Source organism: Noviherbaspirillum sp. L7-7A (assembly GCF_019052805.1).
In the GTDB taxonomy this organism is placed as follows: domain Bacteria; phylum Pseudomonadota; class Gammaproteobacteria; order Burkholderiales; family Burkholderiaceae_D; genus Noviherbaspirillum_A.
Genome location: NZ_JAHQRJ010000002.1, coordinates 597,499 through 618,204, shown reverse-complemented (window position 1 = coordinate 618,204; position 20,706 = coordinate 597,499). Strand labels below are relative to the sequence as shown.

25 protein-coding genes and 1 pseudogene are annotated in these 20,706 nt (G+C 63.3%); 19 read left to right on the top strand and 7 right to left on the bottom strand.

Features of this window, described 5'->3' with window-relative positions; genetic code table 11:
* The first annotated feature begins 88 nt into the window (after positions 1-88).
* From KTQ42_RS21150 to KTQ42_RS21115, 8 genes are read left to right on the top strand one after another with little or no spacing between them, the layout of a single operon-like run.
* Positions 89-592, top strand: a complete 504-nt coding sequence (locus KTQ42_RS21150; protein WP_217347561.1) for a (2Fe-2S)-binding protein — start codon at positions 89-91, stop codon at positions 590-592.
* Entirely contained in the window at positions 589-2,793 is a 2,205-nt protein-coding gene (locus KTQ42_RS21145; RefSeq protein WP_217347560.1) for a molybdopterin cofactor-binding domain-containing protein, read from the top strand. The genes KTQ42_RS21150 and KTQ42_RS21145 overlap by 4 nt, the downstream gene beginning before the upstream one ends.
* A gap of 12 nt (positions 2,794-2,805) precedes the next feature.
* Positions 2,806-3,297 carry a sulfur oxidation c-type cytochrome SoxX gene (gene soxX, locus KTQ42_RS21140; RefSeq protein WP_217347559.1) on the top strand — a complete coding sequence of 164 codons (492 nt, stop codon included), beginning with the start codon at positions 2,806-2,808 and terminating at the stop codon, positions 3,295-3,297.
* Positions 3,297-3,767, top strand: a complete 471-nt coding sequence (locus KTQ42_RS21135; protein ID WP_217347558.1) for a SoxY-related AACIE arm protein — start codon at positions 3,297-3,299, stop codon at positions 3,765-3,767. Before soxX ends, KTQ42_RS21135 begins: the two co-directional genes overlap by 1 nt.
* Positions 3,768-3,769: 2 nt before the next feature.
* A complete protein-coding gene (gene soxZ / locus KTQ42_RS21130; protein WP_217347557.1) occupies positions 3,770-4,093 on the top strand; it encodes a thiosulfate oxidation carrier complex protein SoxZ in 324 nt (107 codons plus the stop codon).
* A gap of 7 nt (positions 4,094-4,100) precedes the next feature.
* Positions 4,101-4,853 (top strand): sulfur oxidation c-type cytochrome SoxA, encoded by a 753-nt coding sequence (gene soxA, locus KTQ42_RS21125; RefSeq protein ID WP_217347556.1) that lies wholly within the window; start codon positions 4,101-4,103, stop codon positions 4,851-4,853.
* A gap of 55 nt (positions 4,854-4,908) precedes the next feature.
* Positions 4,909-5,247 (top strand): c-type cytochrome, encoded by a 339-nt coding sequence (locus tag KTQ42_RS21120; RefSeq protein WP_249223027.1) that lies wholly within the window; start codon positions 4,909-4,911, stop codon positions 5,245-5,247.
* A 13-nt stretch (positions 5,248-5,260) separates the two neighbouring features.
* Positions 5,261-6,535: an NAD(P)/FAD-dependent oxidoreductase gene (locus tag KTQ42_RS21115; RefSeq protein ID WP_217347555.1), complete on the top strand. Its 1,275-nt coding sequence runs from the start codon at positions 5,261-5,263 to the stop codon at positions 6,533-6,535.
* Between the two features lie 64 nt (positions 6,536-6,599).
* Here the strand turns inward: KTQ42_RS21115 and KTQ42_RS21110 are convergent, their stop codons facing one another.
* Entirely contained in the window at positions 6,600-6,788 is a 189-nt protein-coding gene (locus KTQ42_RS21110; protein WP_217347554.1) for a CsbD family protein, read from the bottom strand.
* A 271-nt stretch (positions 6,789-7,059) separates the two neighbouring features.
* On the opposite strand from KTQ42_RS21110, the gene KTQ42_RS21105 reads away from it, so the two are divergent.
* Positions 7,060-7,224 carry a hypothetical protein gene (locus KTQ42_RS21105; RefSeq protein ID WP_217347553.1) on the top strand — a complete coding sequence of 55 codons (165 nt, stop codon included), beginning with the start codon at positions 7,060-7,062 and terminating at the stop codon, positions 7,222-7,224.
* Positions 7,225-7,276: 52 nt separating this feature from the next.
* On the opposite strand, the gene KTQ42_RS21100 is transcribed toward KTQ42_RS21105, so the two are convergent.
* Positions 7,277-9,514, bottom strand: a complete 2,238-nt coding sequence (locus KTQ42_RS21100) for a xanthine dehydrogenase family protein molybdopterin-binding subunit (RefSeq protein ID WP_217347552.1) — start codon at positions 9,512-9,514, stop codon at positions 7,277-7,279.
* Complete coding sequence (locus KTQ42_RS21095) at positions 9,511-9,984, bottom strand: (2Fe-2S)-binding protein (RefSeq protein ID WP_217347551.1); 474 nt, start codon at positions 9,982-9,984, stop codon at positions 9,511-9,513. The genes KTQ42_RS21100 and KTQ42_RS21095 overlap by 4 nt, the downstream gene beginning before the upstream one ends.
* A 343-nt stretch (positions 9,985-10,327) precedes the next feature.
* Between KTQ42_RS21095 and KTQ42_RS21090 the strand changes: the two genes are divergently transcribed.
* From KTQ42_RS21090 to KTQ42_RS21065, 6 genes are all read left to right on the top strand, one after another.
* Positions 10,328-11,983 (top strand): sensor domain-containing diguanylate cyclase, encoded by a 1,656-nt coding sequence (locus KTQ42_RS21090; RefSeq protein ID WP_217347550.1) that lies wholly within the window; start codon positions 10,328-10,330, stop codon positions 11,981-11,983.
* Between the two features lie 112 nt (positions 11,984-12,095).
* A complete protein-coding gene (locus KTQ42_RS21085; RefSeq protein ID WP_217347549.1) occupies positions 12,096-13,046 on the top strand; it encodes an oxygenase MpaB family protein in 951 nt (316 codons plus the stop codon).
* A 69-nt stretch (positions 13,047-13,115) separates the two neighbouring features.
* Complete coding sequence (locus KTQ42_RS21080; protein WP_217347548.1) at positions 13,116-13,325, top strand: hypothetical protein; 210 nt, start codon at positions 13,116-13,118, stop codon at positions 13,323-13,325.
* A 226-nt stretch (positions 13,326-13,551) separates the two neighbouring features.
* Positions 13,552-13,782 carry a hypothetical protein gene (locus KTQ42_RS21075; RefSeq protein WP_217347547.1) on the top strand — a complete coding sequence of 77 codons (231 nt, stop codon included), beginning with the start codon at positions 13,552-13,554 and terminating at the stop codon, positions 13,780-13,782.
* Positions 13,779-14,177 (top strand): hypothetical protein, encoded by a 399-nt coding sequence (locus tag KTQ42_RS21070; RefSeq protein ID WP_217347546.1) that lies wholly within the window; start codon positions 13,779-13,781, stop codon positions 14,175-14,177. Before KTQ42_RS21075 ends, KTQ42_RS21070 begins: the two co-directional genes overlap by 4 nt.
* A gap of 108 nt (positions 14,178-14,285) precedes the next feature.
* Positions 14,286-15,050, top strand: coding sequence for an SDR family oxidoreductase (locus KTQ42_RS21065; protein ID WP_217347545.1), 765 nt, complete (start codon positions 14,286-14,288; stop codon positions 15,048-15,050).
* Positions 15,051-15,062: 12 nt separating this feature from the next.
* On the opposite strand, the gene KTQ42_RS21060 is transcribed toward KTQ42_RS21065, so the two are convergent.
* A complete protein-coding gene (locus KTQ42_RS21060; RefSeq protein WP_217347544.1) occupies positions 15,063-15,863 on the bottom strand; it encodes a DUF3014 domain-containing protein in 801 nt (266 codons plus the stop codon).
* A gap of 218 nt (positions 15,864-16,081) precedes the next feature.
* On the opposite strand from KTQ42_RS21060, the gene KTQ42_RS21055 reads away from it, so the two are divergent.
* Positions 16,082-16,468 carry a winged helix-turn-helix domain-containing protein gene (locus KTQ42_RS21055; protein WP_217347543.1) on the top strand — a complete coding sequence of 129 codons (387 nt, stop codon included), beginning with the start codon at positions 16,082-16,084 and terminating at the stop codon, positions 16,466-16,468.
* A 38-nt stretch (positions 16,469-16,506) separates the two neighbouring features.
* Positions 16,507-16,923 carry a transposase gene (locus KTQ42_RS21050; protein ID WP_217347542.1) on the top strand — a complete coding sequence of 139 codons (417 nt, stop codon included), beginning with the start codon at positions 16,507-16,509 and terminating at the stop codon, positions 16,921-16,923.
* A gap of 227 nt (positions 16,924-17,150) precedes the next feature.
* On the opposite strand, the gene KTQ42_RS21045 is transcribed toward KTQ42_RS21050, so the two are convergent.
* Entirely contained in the window at positions 17,151-17,942 is a 792-nt protein-coding gene (locus KTQ42_RS21045; protein ID WP_249223026.1) for a winged helix-turn-helix domain-containing protein, read from the bottom strand.
* A 77-nt stretch (positions 17,943-18,019) separates the two neighbouring features.
* On the opposite strand from KTQ42_RS21045, the pseudogene KTQ42_RS24095 reads away from it, so the two are divergent.
* Both KTQ42_RS24095 and KTQ42_RS21035 read left to right on the top strand, forming a co-directional pair.
* Positions 18,020-18,199: pseudogene (locus KTQ42_RS24095) on the top strand (IS630 family transposase); the annotation flags it as partial.
* A gap of 71 nt (positions 18,200-18,270) precedes the next feature.
* Positions 18,271-19,647, top strand: a complete 1,377-nt coding sequence (locus KTQ42_RS21035; protein WP_217345193.1) for an IS701 family transposase — start codon at positions 18,271-18,273, stop codon at positions 19,645-19,647.
* Here KTQ42_RS21035 and KTQ42_RS21030 read toward each other — a convergent pair.
* Together KTQ42_RS21030 and KTQ42_RS21025 are read right to left on the bottom strand one after the other, a co-directional pair.
* The gene (locus KTQ42_RS21030; RefSeq protein WP_217347541.1) at positions 19,644-20,051 is read right to left on the bottom strand and encodes a hypothetical protein; all 408 of its coding nucleotides are present in this window, start codon (positions 20,049-20,051) and stop codon (positions 19,644-19,646) included. The two genes, KTQ42_RS21035 and KTQ42_RS21030, sit on opposite strands and share 4 nt — an antisense overlap.
* Before the next feature lie 77 nt (positions 20,052-20,128).
* A complete protein-coding gene (locus KTQ42_RS21025) occupies positions 20,129-20,668 on the bottom strand; it encodes a hypothetical protein (protein WP_217347540.1) in 540 nt (179 codons plus the stop codon).
* Positions 20,669-20,706: the final 38 nt, after the last annotated feature.

Here is a 20,706-nt window from a genome sequence, read left to right as displayed (position 1 = left end):
TCCTGCAAACCGCGCCGGGAACGCTTAATATAAACCGCCTATTCGCATCTGTTTTACTACCTCATAAACAAAAAATGGAGCTGGAGACATGGCAACACTGAACGTCAACGGGACAATGCGTGAATTCGAAGCCGAACCCGACACGCCTCTGTTATGGGTGCTGCGTGAGCAGCTTGGCCTGACCGGCACCAAATATGGCTGTGGCGTCGCCCAGTGCGGCGCCTGCACCGTGCATATTGATGGTGAGCCCGTGCGGACCTGCGTGCGGCCGGTATCCACCGTGACTGCCGAGCAAAAGATCGTAACCATCGAGGGCTTGTCCGGCAACGGCTCCCATCCGCTGCAAAAAGCCTGGGTTGCGCTCGACGTACCGCAATGCGGTTTCTGTCAGAGCGGCATGATCATGGCAGCCGCAGCATTGCTGAAGGAAAAGCCTCAACCTACCGACGCCGACATCAATCAATCCATCACCAACATCTGCCGCTGCGGCACTTATAACCGGGTGCGTGCGGCCATCAAGGCGGCAGGGCAGGGCGGCAGTACGCGACAGGCGGGCCTGGCAATCCAGCATGCCGACGGGAGCACGACATGAGCCGCTCTGACACGCATGGCAGCGAAGTGAATGTATCTAGGCGCCGCTTCCTCGGCACCACCGCAGCAGCGTTCGGCGGCCTCATGGTGGGTTTTCATATTCCTTACGCCAATGCTGCAGATGGGGGAGCGACGGCGGCTGCAGCGCCCGAAGTCAATGCCTGGGTAGTCATCAAGCCTGACGACACGGTGGTGATCCGGATCGCGCGGTCGGAGATGGGACAGGGCTCGCTGACCGGGCTGGCGCAACTGGTGGCCGAAGAACTGGATTGCGATTGGGCCAAGGTAACAACCGAATATCCGACACCAGGGCAAAACCTGGCGCGCAACCGCGCTTGGGGCAATTTCTCCACCGGCGGCAGCCGAGGCATCCGCGAATCCCATGACTATGTACGCAAGGGCGGCGCCACGGCGCGCATGATGCTGGTACAGGCAGCGGCCGATGAATGGAAGGTGCCCGTGTCGGAATGCCGGGCGGCAGCCAGCGTCATCACTCACCAGCCATCCGGACGCCAGACCACGTATGGCAAGGTGGCGTCGGCCGCGGCCAGCCTGACGCCGCCGGAATCGGTGCAACTCAAGGACCCGAAAAACTGGAAAATCGCGGGCAAGCGCTTAGCGCGCCTCGACACGGTAGACAAGACCACTGGCGCCCAGGTCTATGGCATGGACCTGAAGCTGCCGGGCATGCTCAATGCCGCCATCCGCGATTGCCCGGTGTTTGGCGGAAAAGTGAAAGCCTTCAATGCGGCCGAGGTCCAGAACCGTCCCGGCGTCAAGAAGGTGATACAGGTCGGCGACAGCGCCGTGGCAGTGGTAGCCGATACCTGGTGGCGGGCAAAGAGTGCGCTGGAGGCGCTGAAAGTCGAATGGGATTACGGGCCGAATGCGAAGGTATCCAGCGCCAGCATCGCCGAGACGCTCAAGGCCGGGCTGGACGCCAAGGAAGCGGCCGTGGGAAACAGCAATGGCGACGCCGGCGCGGCGCTGGCAACCGCCAGGCGGAAGGTGGAGGCGGTGTACTCCTACCCTTACCAGAACCACGCTACGATGGAAACCATGAATGCGACGGCACGCTGGACGCCGGAGCGCTGCGAGGTCTGGACGCCCACCCAGAATGGCGAGGCAGCACTCGCGGCGGCGGCCGAGGCAGCCGAGTTGCCGCCGTCGAAATGCGAGGTCTACAAGCTGCATTTGGGCGGCGGTTTCGGCCGTCGCGGCGCGGTCCATGACTGGGTGCGGCAAGCAGTGGCGATCGCACGGGAGATGCCGGGTACACCAATCAAGCTGATCTGGTCGCGCGAGGAAGACATGCTGCACGGTCGCTATCATCCGATTACCCAGTGCAAGCTGGCGGCCGGCCTGGACGACAAGGGCAACATCACTGCGCTGCAGATGCGCATTTCCGGGCAGTCCATCATTGCGGGGGTATTCCCTCAGAACATCAAGGACGGCAAGGACCCGGTCGTGTTCCAGGGCCTGAACCCGCCCGGTCCGGAAGCCTCGATAGGCTATAGCTTCCCTAATCTGCTGATAGACCATGCGATGCGCAATCCACCGGTACCGCCCGGTTTTTGGCGTGGCGTGAACCTCAACCAGAACGCGATCTATCTCGAGTGCTTCCTGGATGAAGTCGCCCATGCGACCGGGCAGGATCCGCTGGCGCTGCGCCGCAAGCTCATGGCCGATCATCCCAAGCACCTGGCAGTGCTGAACGCAGCAGCCGAGCGCGCCGGCTGGGACAAGCCCTTGCCCAAGGGGGTGTATCGCGGCGTGGCGCAGACCATGGGGTTCGGCAGCTATGTGGCAGCGGTGGCCGAAGTCTCGGTCAGCGACGAGGGTGCGCTGAAGATCCATCGCATCGTCGCCGCGACCGACCCCGGCCATGCGCTCAATCCGCAGCAGATCGAAGCCCAAGTGGAGGGCTCCTTCGTCTATGGCCTGTCGGCCGCGCTGTATGGCGAATGCACTGTCAAGGAAGGTCGCATGGAGCAGGAGAACTTCAACACCTACCAGGTAATGCGCATGGATGAGATGCCGGCGGTGGAAACCGTCATCGTGCCATCCGGCGGCTTCTGGGGCGGGGTTGGCGAGCCGACCATTGCCGTGGCGGCGCCGGCGGTGCTCAATGCGATCTTCGCTGCCACTGGCAAGCGCATACGGGATTTGCCGCTGAAGAACCACAGCCTGAAAAGGGCTTGACCGGAGGCAGCAATGCGTCGCGTGCCGGGGGGGATGGCAGGATGGGCTTTACTGTGGGCATTGCCCTGGCCTGGCCTAGCGCAGGGGTTGCAGGTGCCGCAGCAGGAAGCCAGACTGGTGCCTTACCGGGTGGAAGGCGATGGCATACCGCAGCCGCTTGCAACGGCGGCGGGAGATGCCGCCCGCGGCCGGGCCATCGTCGCCAACCGTCAGGTCGGCCTGTGCTTGCTGTGCCACGCCGGGCCGCTGCCGGAGGAGCGCTTCCAGGGCAACCTGGCGCCCGACCTGGCCGGCAGCGGCACCCGCTGGAGCGAAGCGCAACTGCGGCTGCGCATCGTCGACGCCGGCCGCATCAATCCGGACACCATCATGCCGGCTTACTATCGGATCGACGGCTTGAACAATGTCGCCCCGGCGGTGCGCGGCAAGCCGATACTGGATGCACAGCAGGTCGAGGATGTGGTGGCCTATCTGCGCACCCTGAAAGAAAAGGAAGGCAACTGATGTTTGCGAAACCCGGCCCCAACCCGAAACGGCGCCGCCTGCTGGCCGGCGGCGCTGCGTTGGGCGCGACGATCCTGGTGCGGCCTGCCGCCGCCGCGCCCGACGAACTGGCGGCAGCGGTACAGGCCTGGACCGGCGGCGTCAAGCCCACGCCGGGCCGGGTCAAGTTTGACATTGCTAGCCTGGTCGACAACGGCAATGCGGTGCCTGTCACGGTCAGCGTCGACAGCGCCATGACGGCGGCAGACCATGTGGCCGCCATTGCCATCTTCAATGAACGCAATCCGCAGCGCGACGTCGCCCGGTTCACGCTCGGTGCGCGCGCCGGCCGCGCAAAAGTGTCGACCAGGATACGCCTGGCCACTTCGCAAAAGCTGAGCGCGGTGGCAAAGTTGTCCGATGGCAGTTACTGGTCGGATACGGTAGACGTGGTAGTCACGCTGGCCGCCTGCATCGAAGGAGAGAGCTAGCCATGGCCCGCACATTGATCAAGCTCCCGGCCTCGGCCAAGCGCGGCGAGGTGATCGAGATCCGTACCCTGATCAGCCATCCCATGGAGACCGGCTACCGGCCCGGCGCGGATGGCCAGGTTTTGCCGCGCAATATTATCCGCCGCTTCACCTGCCGCTATAACGGCGAGATCGTATTCAGCGCTGAACTGTTCCCGGCGATCGCCGCCAACCCCAACCTGATCTTCCATACGGTGGCTACCGAAAGCGGCAAGCTGACCTTTATCTGGGAAGGGGACAACAACTTCAGCCAGACAGAATCGGTTGAGCTCACGGTCACTGGCTGAAAGCGCCATGCGGATTGTCCTCTTCATGCTGTGCGCCGTGCTGAGTCTGACGGCGGCGGCGCAACGGAAGTCGGGCATGGCATTCATGGGACCGTCAACCCAGGCCATGCAGCGCGACGACAGTCAGAATCCGGCCATGCTGTGGGTGAAGGAAGGCGAGATCGCCTGGCGCCGCAGCGATGAGGGCAACGGCAAGTCCTGTGCCTCCTGCCACGGCGATGCGGAAGGCGCGATGCGCGGCGTGGCAGCCCGCTATCCGGCATTCGATGCCCAGGCAGGACGCCCGATCAACCTGGCACAGCGCATCAACCGGTGCCGCGTGCGGCATCAGTCTGCTTCGGTACTGCCGGCCGAGAGCGAGGCGCTGCTGAGCCTGGAAAGCTATATCGCGCTGCAGTCGCGCGGCATGGCGGCTTCGCTGCCGGACGATGCGCGCCTGCAGCCATTCGTCGAACGTGGCCAGGCGCGCTGGCAGCAGCGCATGGGCCAGCTCAATCTGTCCTGCGCCCAGTGCCACGACCAGCACTGGGGACAGCGCCTGGGCAGCAGCATCATTCCGCAGGCGCACGCGACCGGCTACCCGATCTACCGGCTTGAATGGCAGGCCATGGGATCGCTGCAGCGGCGTCTGCGCAACTGCCTCAATGGCGTGCGGGCGGCGCCGTATCCGGCAGGTTCGCTGGAACTGGTAGAACTGGAACTCTACCTGGCACAGCGAGCCAGGGGAATGGAGATGGAAGCGCCGGCGGTGCGGCCATAGGACCTGCACACCAGGTGCCGGCTTTGGAAGTACAGTGCCTCACGGAAGGACAGGAATGACATCAACCCTTATTGCAAACGCACGCCTTGCGATCATGCTTGCCGTGTTCGCAGCGCAGTGCCCGGCCACGGCGCAGGCCGAGACGAAGTTAACCGAGGATGCCGGCCGAAGGCTCTATGCCAGCTGCGCCGGCTGCCACGGCACCGGAGGAAGGACGGCGCCCGGCAGCAGCCTGCCGCCGTTGGCAGGGCAGAGCCGGGATGCACTGGTGGCCAGCATGAAGGCCTTCCAGGATGGCAGCCGGCCCTCCACCATCATGCAGCAACTGGCCAAGGGTTATAGCAGCGAGCAGATCGACCTGATTGCGGGCTATCTGGCACAACTGAAAAAATAGGGGAGCCAACAGCATGAAACGTCGTCAGTTTCTTCAGGCGCTGGGCATGGGCGCGGCGCTCGGGGCTGTTGCCAGCCGCGCCAGCGGCGCCGGTCAAACGCGTCCCAGAGTGGTGGTAGTCGGCGCCGGTTACGGCGGCGCCACTGCTGCCCGTTATCTGTCCCTGTGGAGCGCCGGCAGCATCGATATCACCCTGGTCGAGCCCAATCCGGCCTTCATCTCCTGCCCGCTGTCCAACCTGGTGCTGGGCGGATCGCGCCGTCTGGAAGACCTGACCATCAGCTACGGCGAGCTGGCCAGCCGCAGCGGCATCACCATGGTGCGCGAGCTTGCCACCGGCATCGATCCGGACAAGCGCACGGTCACGCTGGGCAATGGCAAGGCCTTGCGCTATGACCGGCTGATCCTGTCGCCAGGCATCGACTTCCTGTATGACCGGCTGCCCGGCATGCGCCAGCCCGGCGCCCGCGAGCGCATCCTGCATGCCTGGAAGGCGGGGGAGCAGACGCTTGGGCTGCGTCGCCAGCTGGAAGCGATGGAAGACGGCGAAACTTTCCTGATCTCGATTCCGCAGGCGCCTTACCGCTGTCCGCCTGGTCCCTATGAGCGCGCCTGCCAAGTGGCGCACTACTTCAAGCAGGTCAAGCCGAAATCGCGCGTCATCCTGCTTGATGGCAACGAGGACGTGGTATCGAAGGGCGCGCTGTTCAAGAAGGTATGGGCCGAACGCTATCCGGGCATGGTCGATTACCGGCCCAGCTTCAACACGGTGGATGTGAACGCCAAGACGCGGACGGTGGTGTCCGAACTGGGGGAGGAAGTCAGTGGCGCGGTGATCAATCTACTGCCGCCCCAGGCTGCCGGCAGCATCGCTGCGGGCGCCGGCCTGGCCAATGCCAACCGGCGCTGGTGCGAAGTCGATTTCCTGAGCTTCGAATCCACTCAGGCTCGCCATATCCATGTGCTGGGCGATGCGATCCAGGTCGCGCCGCTGATGCCAAAGTCAGCCCATATGGCCAACCAGCATGCCAAGGTCTGCGCGGCAGCCATCATCGAACTGCTTGCCGACCGTCCGCCGCCGGCGCATCCGCTTCTGACCAATACCTGCTATAGCTTCGTCTCCGACCAGGACGTGATCCATGTGGCATCGGTCCACAGCTATGACGAAGCGAAAAAGACCCTGATCGCCGTGCCCGGCAGCGGCGGGCTTTCGGCGGCGCCCAATGCGCTGGAGGGTCGCTATGCGATGGACTGGGCCCGCAATATCTGGGCCGACACGTTGCTGTAGTCAGAGCGCTCCGGACGCAAAAACGGCGGCTTCAAGCCGCCGTTTTCTGGTCAGACAGCGTCGTCTAGCGGTTTCTGCTGCCGCTCTTCACGGCGCTATCCTTCATGTCGCCGGCAGCCTTTTGCACTTTGCCCTCGGCCTGTTTCGCCATGCCCTTGGCCTGCTGCTTGTTGCTGCCCATGGCCTCGCCTGCCTTGCGCTGTACCTTGCCGGCGGCGTCCTTGACTGCGCCCTTTACCTGGTCCTTGTTCATGGCGATCTCCTTTATATTGAGGTGTCAAACCGCGCATGCGGCTTGTGTCTGGAGAATAGACCCAAAGCAGCATTTCACAAGGTAGGACAAGTGCTGATGATGAGGTAGGACTATATCGGCAGTTGCGTCGCTCCTGTCCGCTATGGCTTTGCAAGGTCGCTCCGCTGGCCAGTGCGTCGATTCCTACAAGCCTTTCTCCTGCCGTCCTATAGGTAGTCTGACCAAATGGCTCTACGATAAGCCGGACATCAACAAGCAGGAGGAACAGGCAATGACCAACCGCGTCGGAAACAAGAATGTCGCCCAGCTGCGCGGCAAGCAGGAACGCAAGGAAATGAAGGAAGCCAATCGCGCCCGCGAGGCGGTCAAGCGCGCGGAGGCCCGCGCCAAATACCGCAACGCGGTGAAGGGCCAGCCGCAGACAGCAAGCGCCTGACTCGGCTGCTACCTCACATCCTGAAAGCCCCGGCCAGCAGGCCGAGGCTTTTTCATGCGGTCTTCAGTGCGTCGCCTGCCACCGGCAACTTGCGCAAGCGCTTGCCGGTCGCGGCGAAAATCGCGTTGGCCAGGGCTGGCGCAGTGGCCGAGGTGCCCGGCTCGCCGATGCCGCCCGGCGCATCGCTGCTCTGAGCAATAAACACTTCGATGCGCGGCGCCTCGTTGATGCGCATCATCCGGTAGTCATGGAAGTTGGACTGCTGCACCCGGCCCTTGTCGAAAGTGATCTCGTTCCATAGCGCCGCCGTCAGGCCGAAGACCACGCCGCTCTCGATTTGCGCGACCACGGTGTCGGGGTTGACCACCTGTCCGCAATCAACCGCGCACACCACTCGGTGCACCCGCACCTCGCCATCGGCGCCGACCGAGACTTCAGCCACCTGCGCCATGTAGCTGCCGAAGGCGAACTGGGTCGACAGGCCGCGGCCGACGCGACGCCCGGCAATGGGCGCCAGCGGCTGGTCCCATCCGGCTTTTTCAGCGGCCAGGTTCAGCACCGCCCGCATCCTGGGCGACTTGTCCAGCAGATCGCGCCGGTAGACCAGCGGATCTTGCTTGGCCGCGGCCGCCAGTTCATCGATGAAGCTTTCCACCACGAAGATATTGTGGGTCGGACCGACGCCGCGCCAGAATGCGGTCGGCACCGGCGGCTCGTGCCGCACATAGTCGACCATCACATTCGGAATCGCGTAGGGCATGTCCTTAGCGCCTTCCACCGCATCCGGATCGACGCCATTCTTCACTGCCGGCGGCGCAAAGCGCGACATGATGGACGAGCCGGTAATCCGGTGCGACCAGGACAGCGGCTTGCCCTTCTCGTCCAGCGTGGCGGCCAGGCGATCGTAGTAGTAGGGCCGGTACATGTCATGCTGCACGTCTTCCTCGCGGGTCCAGACAAACTTGACCGGCTGCTTCAGCTGCTTGGCAAACGCCACCGCCTGCACAATGAAGTCCACTTCAAGCCGGCGTCCGAAACCGCCGCCCAGGAAATGATTGTGGACTTTCACCTTCTCCGGCGGCAGGCCGGCGATCTTGGCGGCCGCGCCCTGCGCGAAGGTCGGCACCTGGGTGCCGACGTAGAGGTCGCAGCCGTCTTCCCGCAGATCGACCGTGCAGTTCATCGGCTCCATAGTGGCATGGGCGAGGAAAGGCATCTCATAGACCGCTTCCAGTACCTGCCCGCCCTTGGGCGCTTCCTTGCCAACGTCGCCGTCCTTGCGGGCCACCGCCGCGCCCTTGCCGCTCTCAGCGGCCGCCTTCATGTCGGCCACGATGGAAGCGGTGGTCATGTCGGCATGCGCGCCGTCCGACCATTTGGGCTTGAGCGCGGCTAGGCCCTGCTTGGCGGCCCACATATGCTCGCCCACCACCGCTACCGCATTGTCGATCTTGAGCACCTGGCGCACGCCCTTGACCGCCATTGCGGCGGCTTCGTCGACCGACTGCAGCGCGCCGCCCGGCACCGGCGAGGCCGCCACCGTGGCCACCAGCATGTTGGGTAGCCGCGCGTCGATGCCGAACTTGGCTTGGCCATTGACCTTGTCGCCCGAATCGAGCCGCTGGTGCTTCTTGCCGATCAGGGTGAAGTCGGCCGGCTTCTTCAGCACAATGGCCTTGGGCGCCGGCAGCTTCGCCGCCGCATCGACCAGTTCGCCGTAATGCATGGTGCGGCCGCTGGCGCCATGGGTCACCATGCCGTTCTTCGCAGTGCAGCCCGCAGCATCGACCTTCCAGGCCTGCGCCGCCGCCTCCACCAGCATCAGCCGCGCCGCCGCGCCGGCCTGGCGCAGGGGCTCCCAGGATGCGCGTACCGAGGTCGAGCCGCCAGTGACCTGGCCGCCCAGCAGCGGGTCGCTGTAAAGGTTGTTGTCAGCCGGCGCCTGTTCCAGCTTGACCTTGAAAAGATCGACTTCCAGCTCCTCGGCCAGCAGCATCGGCATGGCGGTATAAGTACCCTGGCCCATTTCCACCTTGTGCACGATGAGCGTGACCAGACCTTCACGGTCGATGCGGATGAAGGCGTTGTGCGCCAGTCCCGGCGCATCGCCCGAGGTCTTGGTGGCGGCATTGCCCACCGCGGCTTCGGCCGGCACTTCGTTGCGCTGCTCGCGCCCGCACGCGCCCAGGCCGAAGCCGATCAGCAGGCCGCCGCCAGCGGCGGCGCCAACCCGCAGGAAACGGCGGCGCCCTGGCGATTGTGGGGTGGCGGAAAAAATGTCGTCGTTCATGACCGTGGCTCCTTGGTCGGCTGGCCGGCAGCCAGCTTGATGGCGGTACGGATGCGGCCATAGGTGCCGCAGCGGCAGATATTGCCCGCCATCGCGGTATCGATGTCGGCATCGGTGGGCGCTGGCTTGGCGCGCAGCAGCGCGGTGGCCGACATCACCTGCCCGGACTGGCAGTAGCCGCACTGGACCACATCGATTTCCCGCCAGGCGGCCTGTACCTTCTGGCCTACCGGGTCCTGTGCCATGGCTTCGATGGTGACCACTTTCTTGCCGGCCACCGCCGACAGCGGCGTGACGCAGGAACGCACCGCCTCGCCGTCGAGGTGGACCGTGCAGGCGCCGCACTGGGCGATGCCGCAGCCGAATTTGGTGCCGGTCAGGCCGGCGACGTCCCGTATTGCCCAGAGCAGCGGCATGTCATCGGGAAGGTCGAGCGTCGTGCTCTGACCGTTTAGGGTGAAGGTAGGCATGGCATTCCTTTGTGTCTGGCCGTGAAAAACAGGTGTTGACAATTTTCGCTCTAGCCCGCAGTCGGCCTTTGTTCGTGTGCAAGGGAATAGTCAAAAACACAGGCGGGGCAGGGTAATTCAGTTTCCGGGATGGCGTGCCTGGACAACGATCGCACCAACAAAATAATTACACTTGGAAATAAGAGCGGAAAGCAGTTACCATGACGCAACAATTATGCGTTTCTTTTGGCAATCACGGCCGCCCCGCAAAGCAAGAGGCGATGACTGACGGCTGCCTCATAGGAACAGCGCCTCCTGGCAAGGCGCCGTTCCCCAGCATTTCGGCTTCGATATGGAAAACAACTTGCAGCATTCTGCCGGCGGCAGCGTCATTCTCTGGGAACTAGATGATGGCGACCGCTTCATCTTCTTCGACCATGGCGGCGCCTGGCAACTGCCCGACGGCAGCGATACCACGCTCGCCGGCTGGGATGCCGCCATGCATCCCGACGACGCCGCACAGGTTGTGCAGCTGCGCCGGCAAGCCCGGCAGGCAAACCAGCGTTTCGAGCTGGAATACCGGGTGACAGGCAGGGATGGCCAGTACCGCTATGTCCGCGAGACAGCCGTGCCGCGTCTGCGGTCCGGGCAGCCGGTTGGCTATGCGGGCGCATTCAGCGATATTACCGAGCAGGTGCGGTCGCGCGCCCGGCTGGCTTGGGGCGAGGCCGAGCACCGCCTGCTGACGCAACATGTGCGCGACCTGATCGCCTACAGCGATGCCGACAACATCTACCAGTATGTGTCTCCGTCGCACCAGGAGATACTGGGCTACCGTCCGGAGGACATGGTAGGCACTAATGTATTTGACTATCTGCATCCGGCTGACCTGGCGGCCATGCATGCTGCCCGCAGCAGCGATGCCGCCGACGACCGCTCCGCCATGTACAACATGCGGGTCAGGCACAAGGCGGGTCACTGGGTCTGGCTCGGCATTAACAGCCGTACGCTGCGCGATCCGGACAGCCGGCACAGCACCGGCTTCGTGGCTGTCGGCCGCGATATCACTGCCCAGATGGAAGCCCAGCGCGAACTGGCCAGGCGCGAGCAGCAGTTCCGCAGCCTGACATCCCTGTCCTCGGACTGGTACTGGGAAACCGATGCCGAAGGCCGCTTCCGTTTCCTATCCGATGGCATCCAGTCCCGCCTGGGGCTCGAGCCACGCCAACTGCTGGGCACTAGTCTCGAAGACTGCGCGCTCGATACCAGCGAGCCGGGTTTCCTGGCTTGCCAGAGCAGTGTCGCCGCGCGCCGGCCGTTCCGGGATGCGGTCTATTCCGTTGGCCTGGAAGGCTATCCTGGCGTAGTGCGCTATATCCGGATTTCTGGCGAGCCCATCTTCGAGGACGGTGTGTTCCACGGTTATCGCGGCGCCACCCGCGACGTGACCAGAGAAGTGCGCAATGCCAAGGCGCTGGAGCACATGGCCACGCATGATTCCCTGACTGGCCTGTGCAACCGGGCGCTGCTGGAAACCCGGCTCAGGCAGCGTGCCCAGGACCGGCGCGCCAATGGCATGCATGCCATCCTCTTCATCGACCTCGACCGCTTCAAGCAGGTCAACGACACACTGGGCCACAAGGCCGGCGACCTGCTGCTGGCCGAAATCGCCCGCCGCCTGAGGCACTGCGTGCGGCCCGATGACACGGTGGCGCGCCTGGGCGGCGATGAGTTCGTGATCCTGGCCGACTGCGGGCAGGATATCGCCGCGGCGTCGGCCATTGCCGGCAAGCTGCTTGTCGCACTGAACGCGCCGTTCGTGCTTGGCAGCCACAGCATCAGGCCGAGCGCATCGATCGGCATCAGCATCTGCCCGCAGGATGGCGTCCATCCGGAACGCCTGCTGCAGGACGCCGACTGCGCGCTGTACCGCGCCAAGCAGGATGGCCGCGAGTGCTTTCGCTTCTACCATCCCGACATGCGCAACCCGGCGCAGTCGGGCATGCACGCCGTTCATTAGCGCCTGCCCGGGCTAGCAGCCAAGCTGCCGCTTGCATCCGCCCTTTTTCCTGATATCTTGCACGGACCGGGCAAGCCATGCCGGCGCTCTCAACATGCAAAGGAACCTTGGGATGCGACTCTTGCGCCGGCATGGCCCTCTGCTACTGTGGACGCCGCTTCAGCGCCGCGTCGAAGCCATTGCCAGTGACTATTTCGCCGCCCCAGACGGCGCTGGCATCGACTTCAGCACGCCAGCCGGCGAACCCGCGCTGACCGCGCCCGATTCCGTTTCCTGGCAGGTCTTCAAGAACCCGCTGGCACTGTTTGTCGGCGGCGTGACCGCGGTGCTGCTAGAACTGGCCGAGCCGAGGGTGCGCACCGGCGTCTGGCATGCCACCAGCTTTAGGACCGATCCGGCCAGGCGGCTGCGCAGTACCGGACTGGCCGCCATGGTCACGGTCTATGGTCCGCGCAGCAAGGCGGAGGGAATGATCGCCGCCATCAATCGACGCCATGCAACTATCCACGGCGTCACGCCGGGCGGCATGGCCTTCCGGGCTGACGAGCAGCAGCTGCTTGACTGGGTACATGCCACCGCCAGCTTTGGTTTTCTGGAGGCATTCCACGCCTATGTCAGGCCGCTCGACGCGGCGCAGCGCGACAGTTTCTATGGCGAAGGACGCGCATCGGCACTGTTGTACGGCGCCCTTGGCGCGCCAGCCAGCCAGGGCCAGTTCGAGCAGACGATGCAGTCGATGTGCGGCATCCTCGAACCTTCCCCCGTCGTTTTCGAGTTTCTCGGCATCATGCGCAATGCGCCCCTGCTGCCCGGCCCGCTGCGCATGGCCCAGGGCCTGCTGATCCGGGCTGCGGTGGCACTGCTGCCTGCCTGGGTCCGTGAACGGCTCGGTCTGGATAGCCACTGGGGCCTGCGGCCCTGGGAACGCATGCTGCTGCTGCGTGCCGGCGCCGATGCCGACCGGCTGGTGCTGCGCACTTGCCCGCCGGTGCGCGCCTGCCGGCGCATGGGCCTGCCCGATGACTATCTTTACCGCCAGGCTGGTTCCGCTAGGCGGGCTTGATGTACCACAGGAAACCGCTGGCCGACCATGCTAGACTTTCTCGTCCGTCACCCATCACGAGGCAATGCAATGGTCACCATGCGAATATCGCCGACTGAAGTCCAGGCAGGCGACATCATCTATGTTTTTGCCGACACGGCCGATGCTACCGAATTCGAGGAATGCGTCGCTACCGTCGGTGTGAAGTATTGCGAGCTTGAAGTGCCAGCGGCTGACAAGCGTTATGCGCCAGCCGAAGACAAGCTGCCAGATTCCCCCATCTCCCTCTCCTCCCACTAAGGTCGTTCCGGCCTGTGGCCCGTACAGGGCGACAGGCTGCGCGTCTTCGCAACTCGCCACTTTCCTTCAGTGGGTAATTCTATCCATCAGCAACGCCGGCGAGGCTTACTGGCAGGCGTTCAGGCACGAATGTGTACAGCAGCGCCTCGATATGTAAGCAATGTTACAGACGAGCTTATTGCGGCCTTACACAATGCAACCTTCCTAAACGCATACGAGCCTGAACATGAGTTTTGCTGCGTCTGCGGGCCGCCGTCGCTGGATCCTAGAATCCATTGCTGTCTATGTCGACGATCATGCCGTTGCCCTTCAGGTTGCCGAAGCGGTGAAGCGTGATGCTGACCAAGCCGCGCGCATGGGCGTCTTCCAGCTGGAAAACGGCGACAGGGTAGCCTGGGTCCGGTTCGAGGACAGAAAGGACGGCCCGCTCAACCATCATGACGGCGGGGCCTCATGACCCTGACGACCACATTGCCGCGTCCATGCGGCGAGATGGAGGATTGCCCCGCGCTGGAAGACCGCATCCTGGCGCTGCGCGACAATGGCATGACCTTCAAGGCAGTGGGCGAGGCGCTTGGCCTGACGCCATCGCGCACCCGCAACCTCTATCTGCGTGCCCACGGCCGCCGGGCCGGCAGGAAACCCGCATGGACCGATGGCCTGAACCAGAGGCTGGCCAATTGCCTGCGCTGGCTGGAATTCAACAGCCGCGAGGAAGTCGCACAGGCGCTGCAAAGCGGCCATCTGCGCAGGCTGGCTGCATGCGAGCGCAGCCTCAATGCCGCCGCGCTGTCGGAACTGGAACAATGGCTATCCAGCGAGCAATGCGAACATCCTGACCCGGCGGCCTGAACGCAGCCGGCATGCCGCTAGCGCCGGCAGTGATGCGCCATGAGCCTGTCCAGCCCGGCTACAATAGGCCGGCATTGCCGCATAAAAACCATCAATGGAGACAGCAGCATGACATCACTGCAAGGACAGGTAGCATGGGTTACCGGCGCCGCTTCGGGCATCGGGTTGGCGGGCGCGCTGGCGCTGGCGCAGGCGGGCGCGACGGTCATCATGTCGGGCCGGCGCCGCGAGGCGCTGCAGACGCAGGCCGACGCAATCAGCGCCGCCGGCGGCCGCGCGGAAGTGGAAGTGCTCGACGTTAGCGACGCTGATGCGGTTGGCAGGGTTGCCGAGGCCATTCTGGCCCGCCATGGCCAGGTCGATATCCTGGTCAACAGTGCCGGCCTGAATGTGCCCGGTCGTTTCTGGAGCAACCAGACCACGGCCGGCTGGAACGAAGTCATCCGCGTCAATCTCGACGGCAGCTATTACTGCATTGCTGCGGTGCTGCCATCCATGCGTGCCAGGAAGTCCGGGCTAGTGATCAACATCTCTTCCTGGTCCGGCAGATACGATACCTACATGACCGGGCCGGCCTACAATGCCGCCAAGCATGGCGTGGTCGCCATGACGGCGCATCTGAACCAGGAAGAATGCGTCAATGGCATCCGCGCCTGCGCGGTCTGCCCGGCCGAAGTAGCCACGCCCATCATGGACAAGCGTCCGGTGCCGCCTTCGGCCGAGGACCGGGCCAAGATGCTCCAGCCCGACGACCTCGGCCGCACCATCCGCTTCATCGCCGAGATGCCGGCCCATGCCTGCATCAACGAGATCGTGATCAGTCCGACCTGGAACCGGATCGTGCTGGGCGCTTCCGATCTCAAGCGCGTGTAAAGACTGCCGGCCTTACTGCCTGGCCGGCGCATGCCGCGTGAGTTCGGCGCGCAGCTCGCGCAGCTTGGCCTTGACCACCGCTTCATTGTCACGGCCCATGCGCAGCATGATCTTGTGACCGGCCGAGGCATTTTCCAGGGCCGGGTCGGCATATTTGTAAAGGATGTGCGGCTGCGTCAGCCTCATCGGGCCTTCCGGCTCCGGCGCCGCCAGCATGTGGTCAATCACCGCAACCACGCGGTCGTTGAAGTAACCCTTCGGATAGCCGAGTTCCTCATAGGCTTTCTGGAACAGCGGGTAAAAGCCGGCATAGATGCGCGCCACTTGGGCAGCGTTGGTGCGCCGCGCCAGTTCGACGTAAGGCAGGTAGCGTGCCGAATTGGATGGCGCGATCGTCATGCCGTCGGCGCTTTTCTTCACCAAAAAGGCGCCGCGCACCGGCTTGGTCGGCAGCAGCCGCGTAGCGACCGTCTCACGCGGCAGGTTGTCTACCGTGACCACGATATGCCGGATGATGCTGTCCAGGCCGAACAACTGCTGCACCGACTGACGCCCAAAATACTCGACCAGCGCATCGTTCACCGCCTTGTCGCTCTTGTCCAGTGGCGGCAAGGGTTGCGGCACGGCTTCGGTTTCGGGCGGCACCGGATACCGGATGGCAGGCTCGGCCGGCGGCGCCGGCGCTTCGGCCACCACGGCGGGCGCGCGGGCCGTATCGTCCGGGCTGCGCTGCGTCCTGGTGAGATAGAAAAAGCCGGCCACGGTCGCCACGCCGACCACGGCGGCGATGCCGCTGGTGAGATTCCATTTCATTTGCTTCCCCTGACTGATTGCGGCATGCGGGCCGCTCCTATTCGATGCGGCGCCGGAAAGCTTGGTTCCGCAAACGGATGAGATTCAGGCCTGCCTTGCGGCAAGCAGAGGCCTGTTCCCCAGCTAGAGCGCATATGTTCTGACCTGCGTCATTAAAGATTAGAAACGCGCAGGCTTGTGGGAAAGTCAAAGCAGTACTCAGGCAGAGGAGTACGGCGATGGTCTGGCATATAGGACAAGCCTACGGGCAAGATTTGCGTGACCGGGTATTGAATGCCAAAGGCAGCATTCAGGAAGTAGCAGCGCGCTTTGGCGTGAGTAAGTCGTATGTCGCCAGAGCCCGTTCGCGTCGACGCCGCCACGGCGAAGATACCCCTGGGATGCAATGCAACCATGTGCCGCTCAAACTCAGTGGCCTGGAACAAGCCTTGGCCAATCAGGTGGCCGCTGTGAACGATTGGACTCTGCAGCAATTACGCGAATGGGTTCATGCCGAACATGGCATCCAAGTCGGGGTGAGCACCATGTGGAAGACCTTGGCACGGCTTGGCCTGAGTCTGAAAAAAAGTCACTCCATGCCAGTGAGCAAGCGCGCCCGGACGTAGCGCAGGCAAGAGCGGCATGGCAGGCCAGCCAGCCTGACATGCCAGTGGGCCGTTTGGTCTTTCTTGACGAGACCTGGGCCAGTACGAACATGACGCCGACCCGCGGTCGCTCGCCGATTGGCAAGCGCTGTCTGGGGCGGGCACCGTACGGGCACTGGAAAACCACGACGTTTGTGTGCGCCTTGCGCACCACAGGCTTGGTTGCACCGCTGGTACTGGATGGCCCGATCAATGGCCCGGCCTTCCGGGCGTGGGTAGAACAGATGCTGGTTCCCGAACTGCAGCCCGGCGATATTGTGGTGCTGGACAATCTGGGCTCGCACAAGGTCACAGGTATTGCCGAAGCGGTGCAGGCTGCCGGCGCCCAGTTGCGTTACTTGCCGCCTTATACCAATCCCATGTCATTTGTTCCTAAGTTCGGACGTCAAGCGGGCCCAGGTACGCGTGCACAATGAGCGAATGGCGCCGGGGATTTGCGTGAATTTGTTCCAGGCCTCACAGCAGGCGTCGACGATGTCCTCATAGCTGTCATAGCACCGATTTGCCAGGCTACGCTCACGCAGTTGTTGCCAGACTTGTTCAGCAGGATTCAACTCGGGTGAGCCGGCCGGCAGCGGCAACAGCGTGATATTGGCCAGCTGCGGCAGCTTCGGCGTGGTATGCCATCCCGCCTGATCCAGTATCAGCAAGGCATGCCGCCCCGGTGGAACAGCCTGGCTAATTTCCTGCAAGTGAAGCGCCATGGTCTTGGTATTGGCAAATGGGAGCACCAGACCCACAGCCGCATCGCGCTGCGCGCACACGGCGCCAAAGAGATAAGCCGATTCCGATTGCTGCTGCCGCACGACCCGCGGCCGGGTGCCCCGACGTGCCCAGATCCGGGTCTGGGTGCCGCGCTGGCCAATGCGCATTTCGTCCTGAAACCAGACATCGACTTGCTCCAGCTTGACCTCAGGGGGTAGAACGGCCTGTACCTCTTGGGATAGATTTTTTTTTTGAATTCTGCTTGCCTGGCAGCATTGGCGTTCGGGCTGACCGAGCGGGCCGATATCCAGGCCATATCGAGCCGCTTGAGTAATTCGTAGACGCCGTTGAGGGTATAGTCCACGCCAAACTGCTGCACCAGCAGCTGCCGGACATCTTCTCCGCGCACGCGGCCGCCACCACGACGATGCTGCAACTGCTCGACCGCCTGGCGAAAGGCTTCTTCCTGTGACACGGGAAGCCGCTGCGTACTCCAGTAATGCGGGATACCGGCCACGCGGTCGAGCCCTTCATCGATAAACCATTTTAACCAGCGTGTGACGGCACGTGGTGTCACACGCAAAGCCAACGCCGTCTCAGTTGGGGTCTTGCCGTCTTTAATATGTGCCAGGGCAATGTAGCGCAATCGCCGCCGTCCACTCGGCTCCTGGTGTGCCAACAGATCGAAATTGTATTTCTGCAGTTGCAGCAACGTTTCTGGAGCCAACATGTCGCCCTCCGCCCGAGAATATCGTCCTCCTCAGACACCTACCTCAGCTCACCGTTCTTTAACCTTGGGATTGGTATTACAGCCCTGATTACAACCCGATCGAGCAGGTCTTTGCCAAGCTCAAAACGCTGCTCAGGAAGGCAGCCAGGCGCACTGTCGACACACTGTGGGCAACTATCGGCAATTTACTTGATCGATTCCCTCGTGAAGAATGCGAGCGCTATATCCACCATGCGGGCTACGGCCAGTCAGAATGAAAACGCTCTAGCGGTAGTTTGTTGAAAGGAGTGGACTGATGGTCTAGGCTGGTGGCAGGAGGTATGCTGCCATGACTGCCCGCCGTCCTTGCCCGCCAGCACCCGGTCCACTCGAAGATTACGCAACGCACTTCGATCCCTTGTTTCATTCGCTGGCGCAACGTCATCACTTTCGCACTTATCTTGCTGGTCTGCTGGCACCGCGCGACCGGCCCAAGACGCTCACGGCATTAGCCGGTGCCGAGCCGCTCGTCGAGGCGCAGACAGCGCCCGTACAGCAACTGCAGTTCTTCCTCTCCGAGTCCTGTTGGGATGCCGACCTCATCACGATGCGGACATTGCAGTTGCTGGGGGACGATCCGCTTACAGCAAGTGATGCTGATGGGGTTCTTGTCATTGATGACACTGGCGACCGTAAGGATGGCTATGCCACCGACCATGTAGCACGTCAGTACCTGGGTTCGGTTGGCAAGGTCGATAACGGCATCGTCGCGGTCACGACCTTATGGGCCAATGAGCAGCGGTATTATCCTCTGCATGTCGCCCCGTACACCCCGGAAAGCCGACTGGAAGACGGCAAGAAAGATCCTGCCTTCCGTAGCAAGCCACAAATTGCCCTGGCTTTGGTGGAGCGGGCATTGGCTGCTGGCATTGCCTTCAAGGCCATTGTGGCCGACTGCTTTTACGGCGACCATCGCGAACTCGTGGCAACGTTGCGGCAACGCCGCCTGCCCTTTGTGCTGTCACACCGCGGCACAGTAGGACGTGGTTGGGCACCTGCCGATGTTGCCCACTCCTTCGACGAAGCGATCGAGGAACTGCATTCACGCGACTGGCACAAGGTGACGCGCCACTTCCGGGACGGCCATGTCGAACAATGGTGGGCTGCGGAACTGACCTTCCTGGGGTATGGCCCTGGCAAGCCGGTGCGCGCCATTTGCGCCACTACCGACCGCAGCACGTTACCGGAGCCGTCGACCTGGTACCTGACGACCAACCTGCCGCTCAAGGCGGCTCCTTTGGCAGAAGTGGTGCGGTTGTACGGCCTGCGGCACTGGGTTGAGCAAGGCTACAAGCAAATGAAGGATCAGCTTGGCTGGGCAGACTTCATGGTGCGCAGTGACCGGGCGATTCGCCGCCACTGGGTGCTAGTGTGCTGTGCCTTTGCTTTTTGCTGGTGGCAGGAAGCGCAGCAAGCGCGACTGCACAATCCGGACACTTCCCCGGTGCGGAAAAAAAAGCCAAGCCGTCCGTCTGCCAATGCGATGTCGCTGGCCCCGCCTGCTGCGTTCGGTACGGGCATGGTTGACACCGCTGCACTGGCTCACGCGCTGCTGGCATGCCTGCTTCGCCAAGCCCCCGCCTGCCGAACTGGCTGCTTTGGTGAAATTCCTTATTGGGAACGACGGAATCAACCTTCATCTCCGTCTTTAACAAACTACCGCTAGCCTGCGCCGAACAGGCCTCGTTCATCGAGGATGGCATAGGCCAGTTCGGGATGGCTTTCCAGGCAGCGGCGGATTGCCGCCGGAATGGCCTGCCGGGTCTTGCGGCACAGGCCGGGACGCTCCGTCAGCTGGATCTGAAAGCCGCGTGCTGAGCGCACTTCATTCGGACCCGGCTCGATGCGCACGTCCAGGCCCAGCAACTGATCCATGCGGTGCACGATGCGCTTCAGGTCATGATAGGTGGAGACGGCTTCGATCCGCGCCAACAGCCGTTTTTCCTCTTCCTTGGTGAGCTGCAGTATGCGCTTGTCGGCATGGGGGTCGTCCAGCAGCCGATCGCGGTCGCACTGGCAGGCGCCGGGAGGGCAGGGATTGCGTATCGGGAAAACAGGCGCTTCTGACATGCTTCTCATATCCGTGGCAGCTCACCGAGCAGGCGAGTATCCACGGGCCGCCAGGCGCTGTCAAACCATCCCTGATCCTAGCGCGTGCTGCGCTGCTCCCACCACTCCGGTTGCGCCGATAGCACCTGGCCGGACTGCTGCAGCCGGTTCGCCAGTTCTAGCGCGGCCAGTCCGGGCGGCGACGACAGCACCAGCACATTGCCGCCGATAGGCAAGCGGCGCACTTCGGACAGCCGGTTTTCCCGGAGCCAGTCATCAACCTGCTGCCCGCTCCACGATGGGTCGAGCCGCACGATCACATTACCGGGCAAGGCGCGCATGGCGCTGCCCTGGCTGTCGCGAAACACCGGCGACGCCGCACCGCCCGCCGCCGCCCGGGTCGCCGCCTGGTCCTGCTGACGCCAGATGCGAACACCATTGCCGCGCATGAGTGGTTCGCCGCCGGCTTCCGCCCGGTCGCCGAATTCCGCCACCACCGTGCTGTCGAGTTGCAGCTGACGTGGCTTGCCGCCGTCATACCAGACATAGTTCCCAGGGGCGGCCTTGACCTGGGCGCAGGCCTGGGTCGCGAAAGCGGCCAGGGCCAGGATCGTCACATATCGTGAAAGCTTCATCATTGCTTTTCCTGTCTCGTCTTTTCTTGGCTACGCGTTGA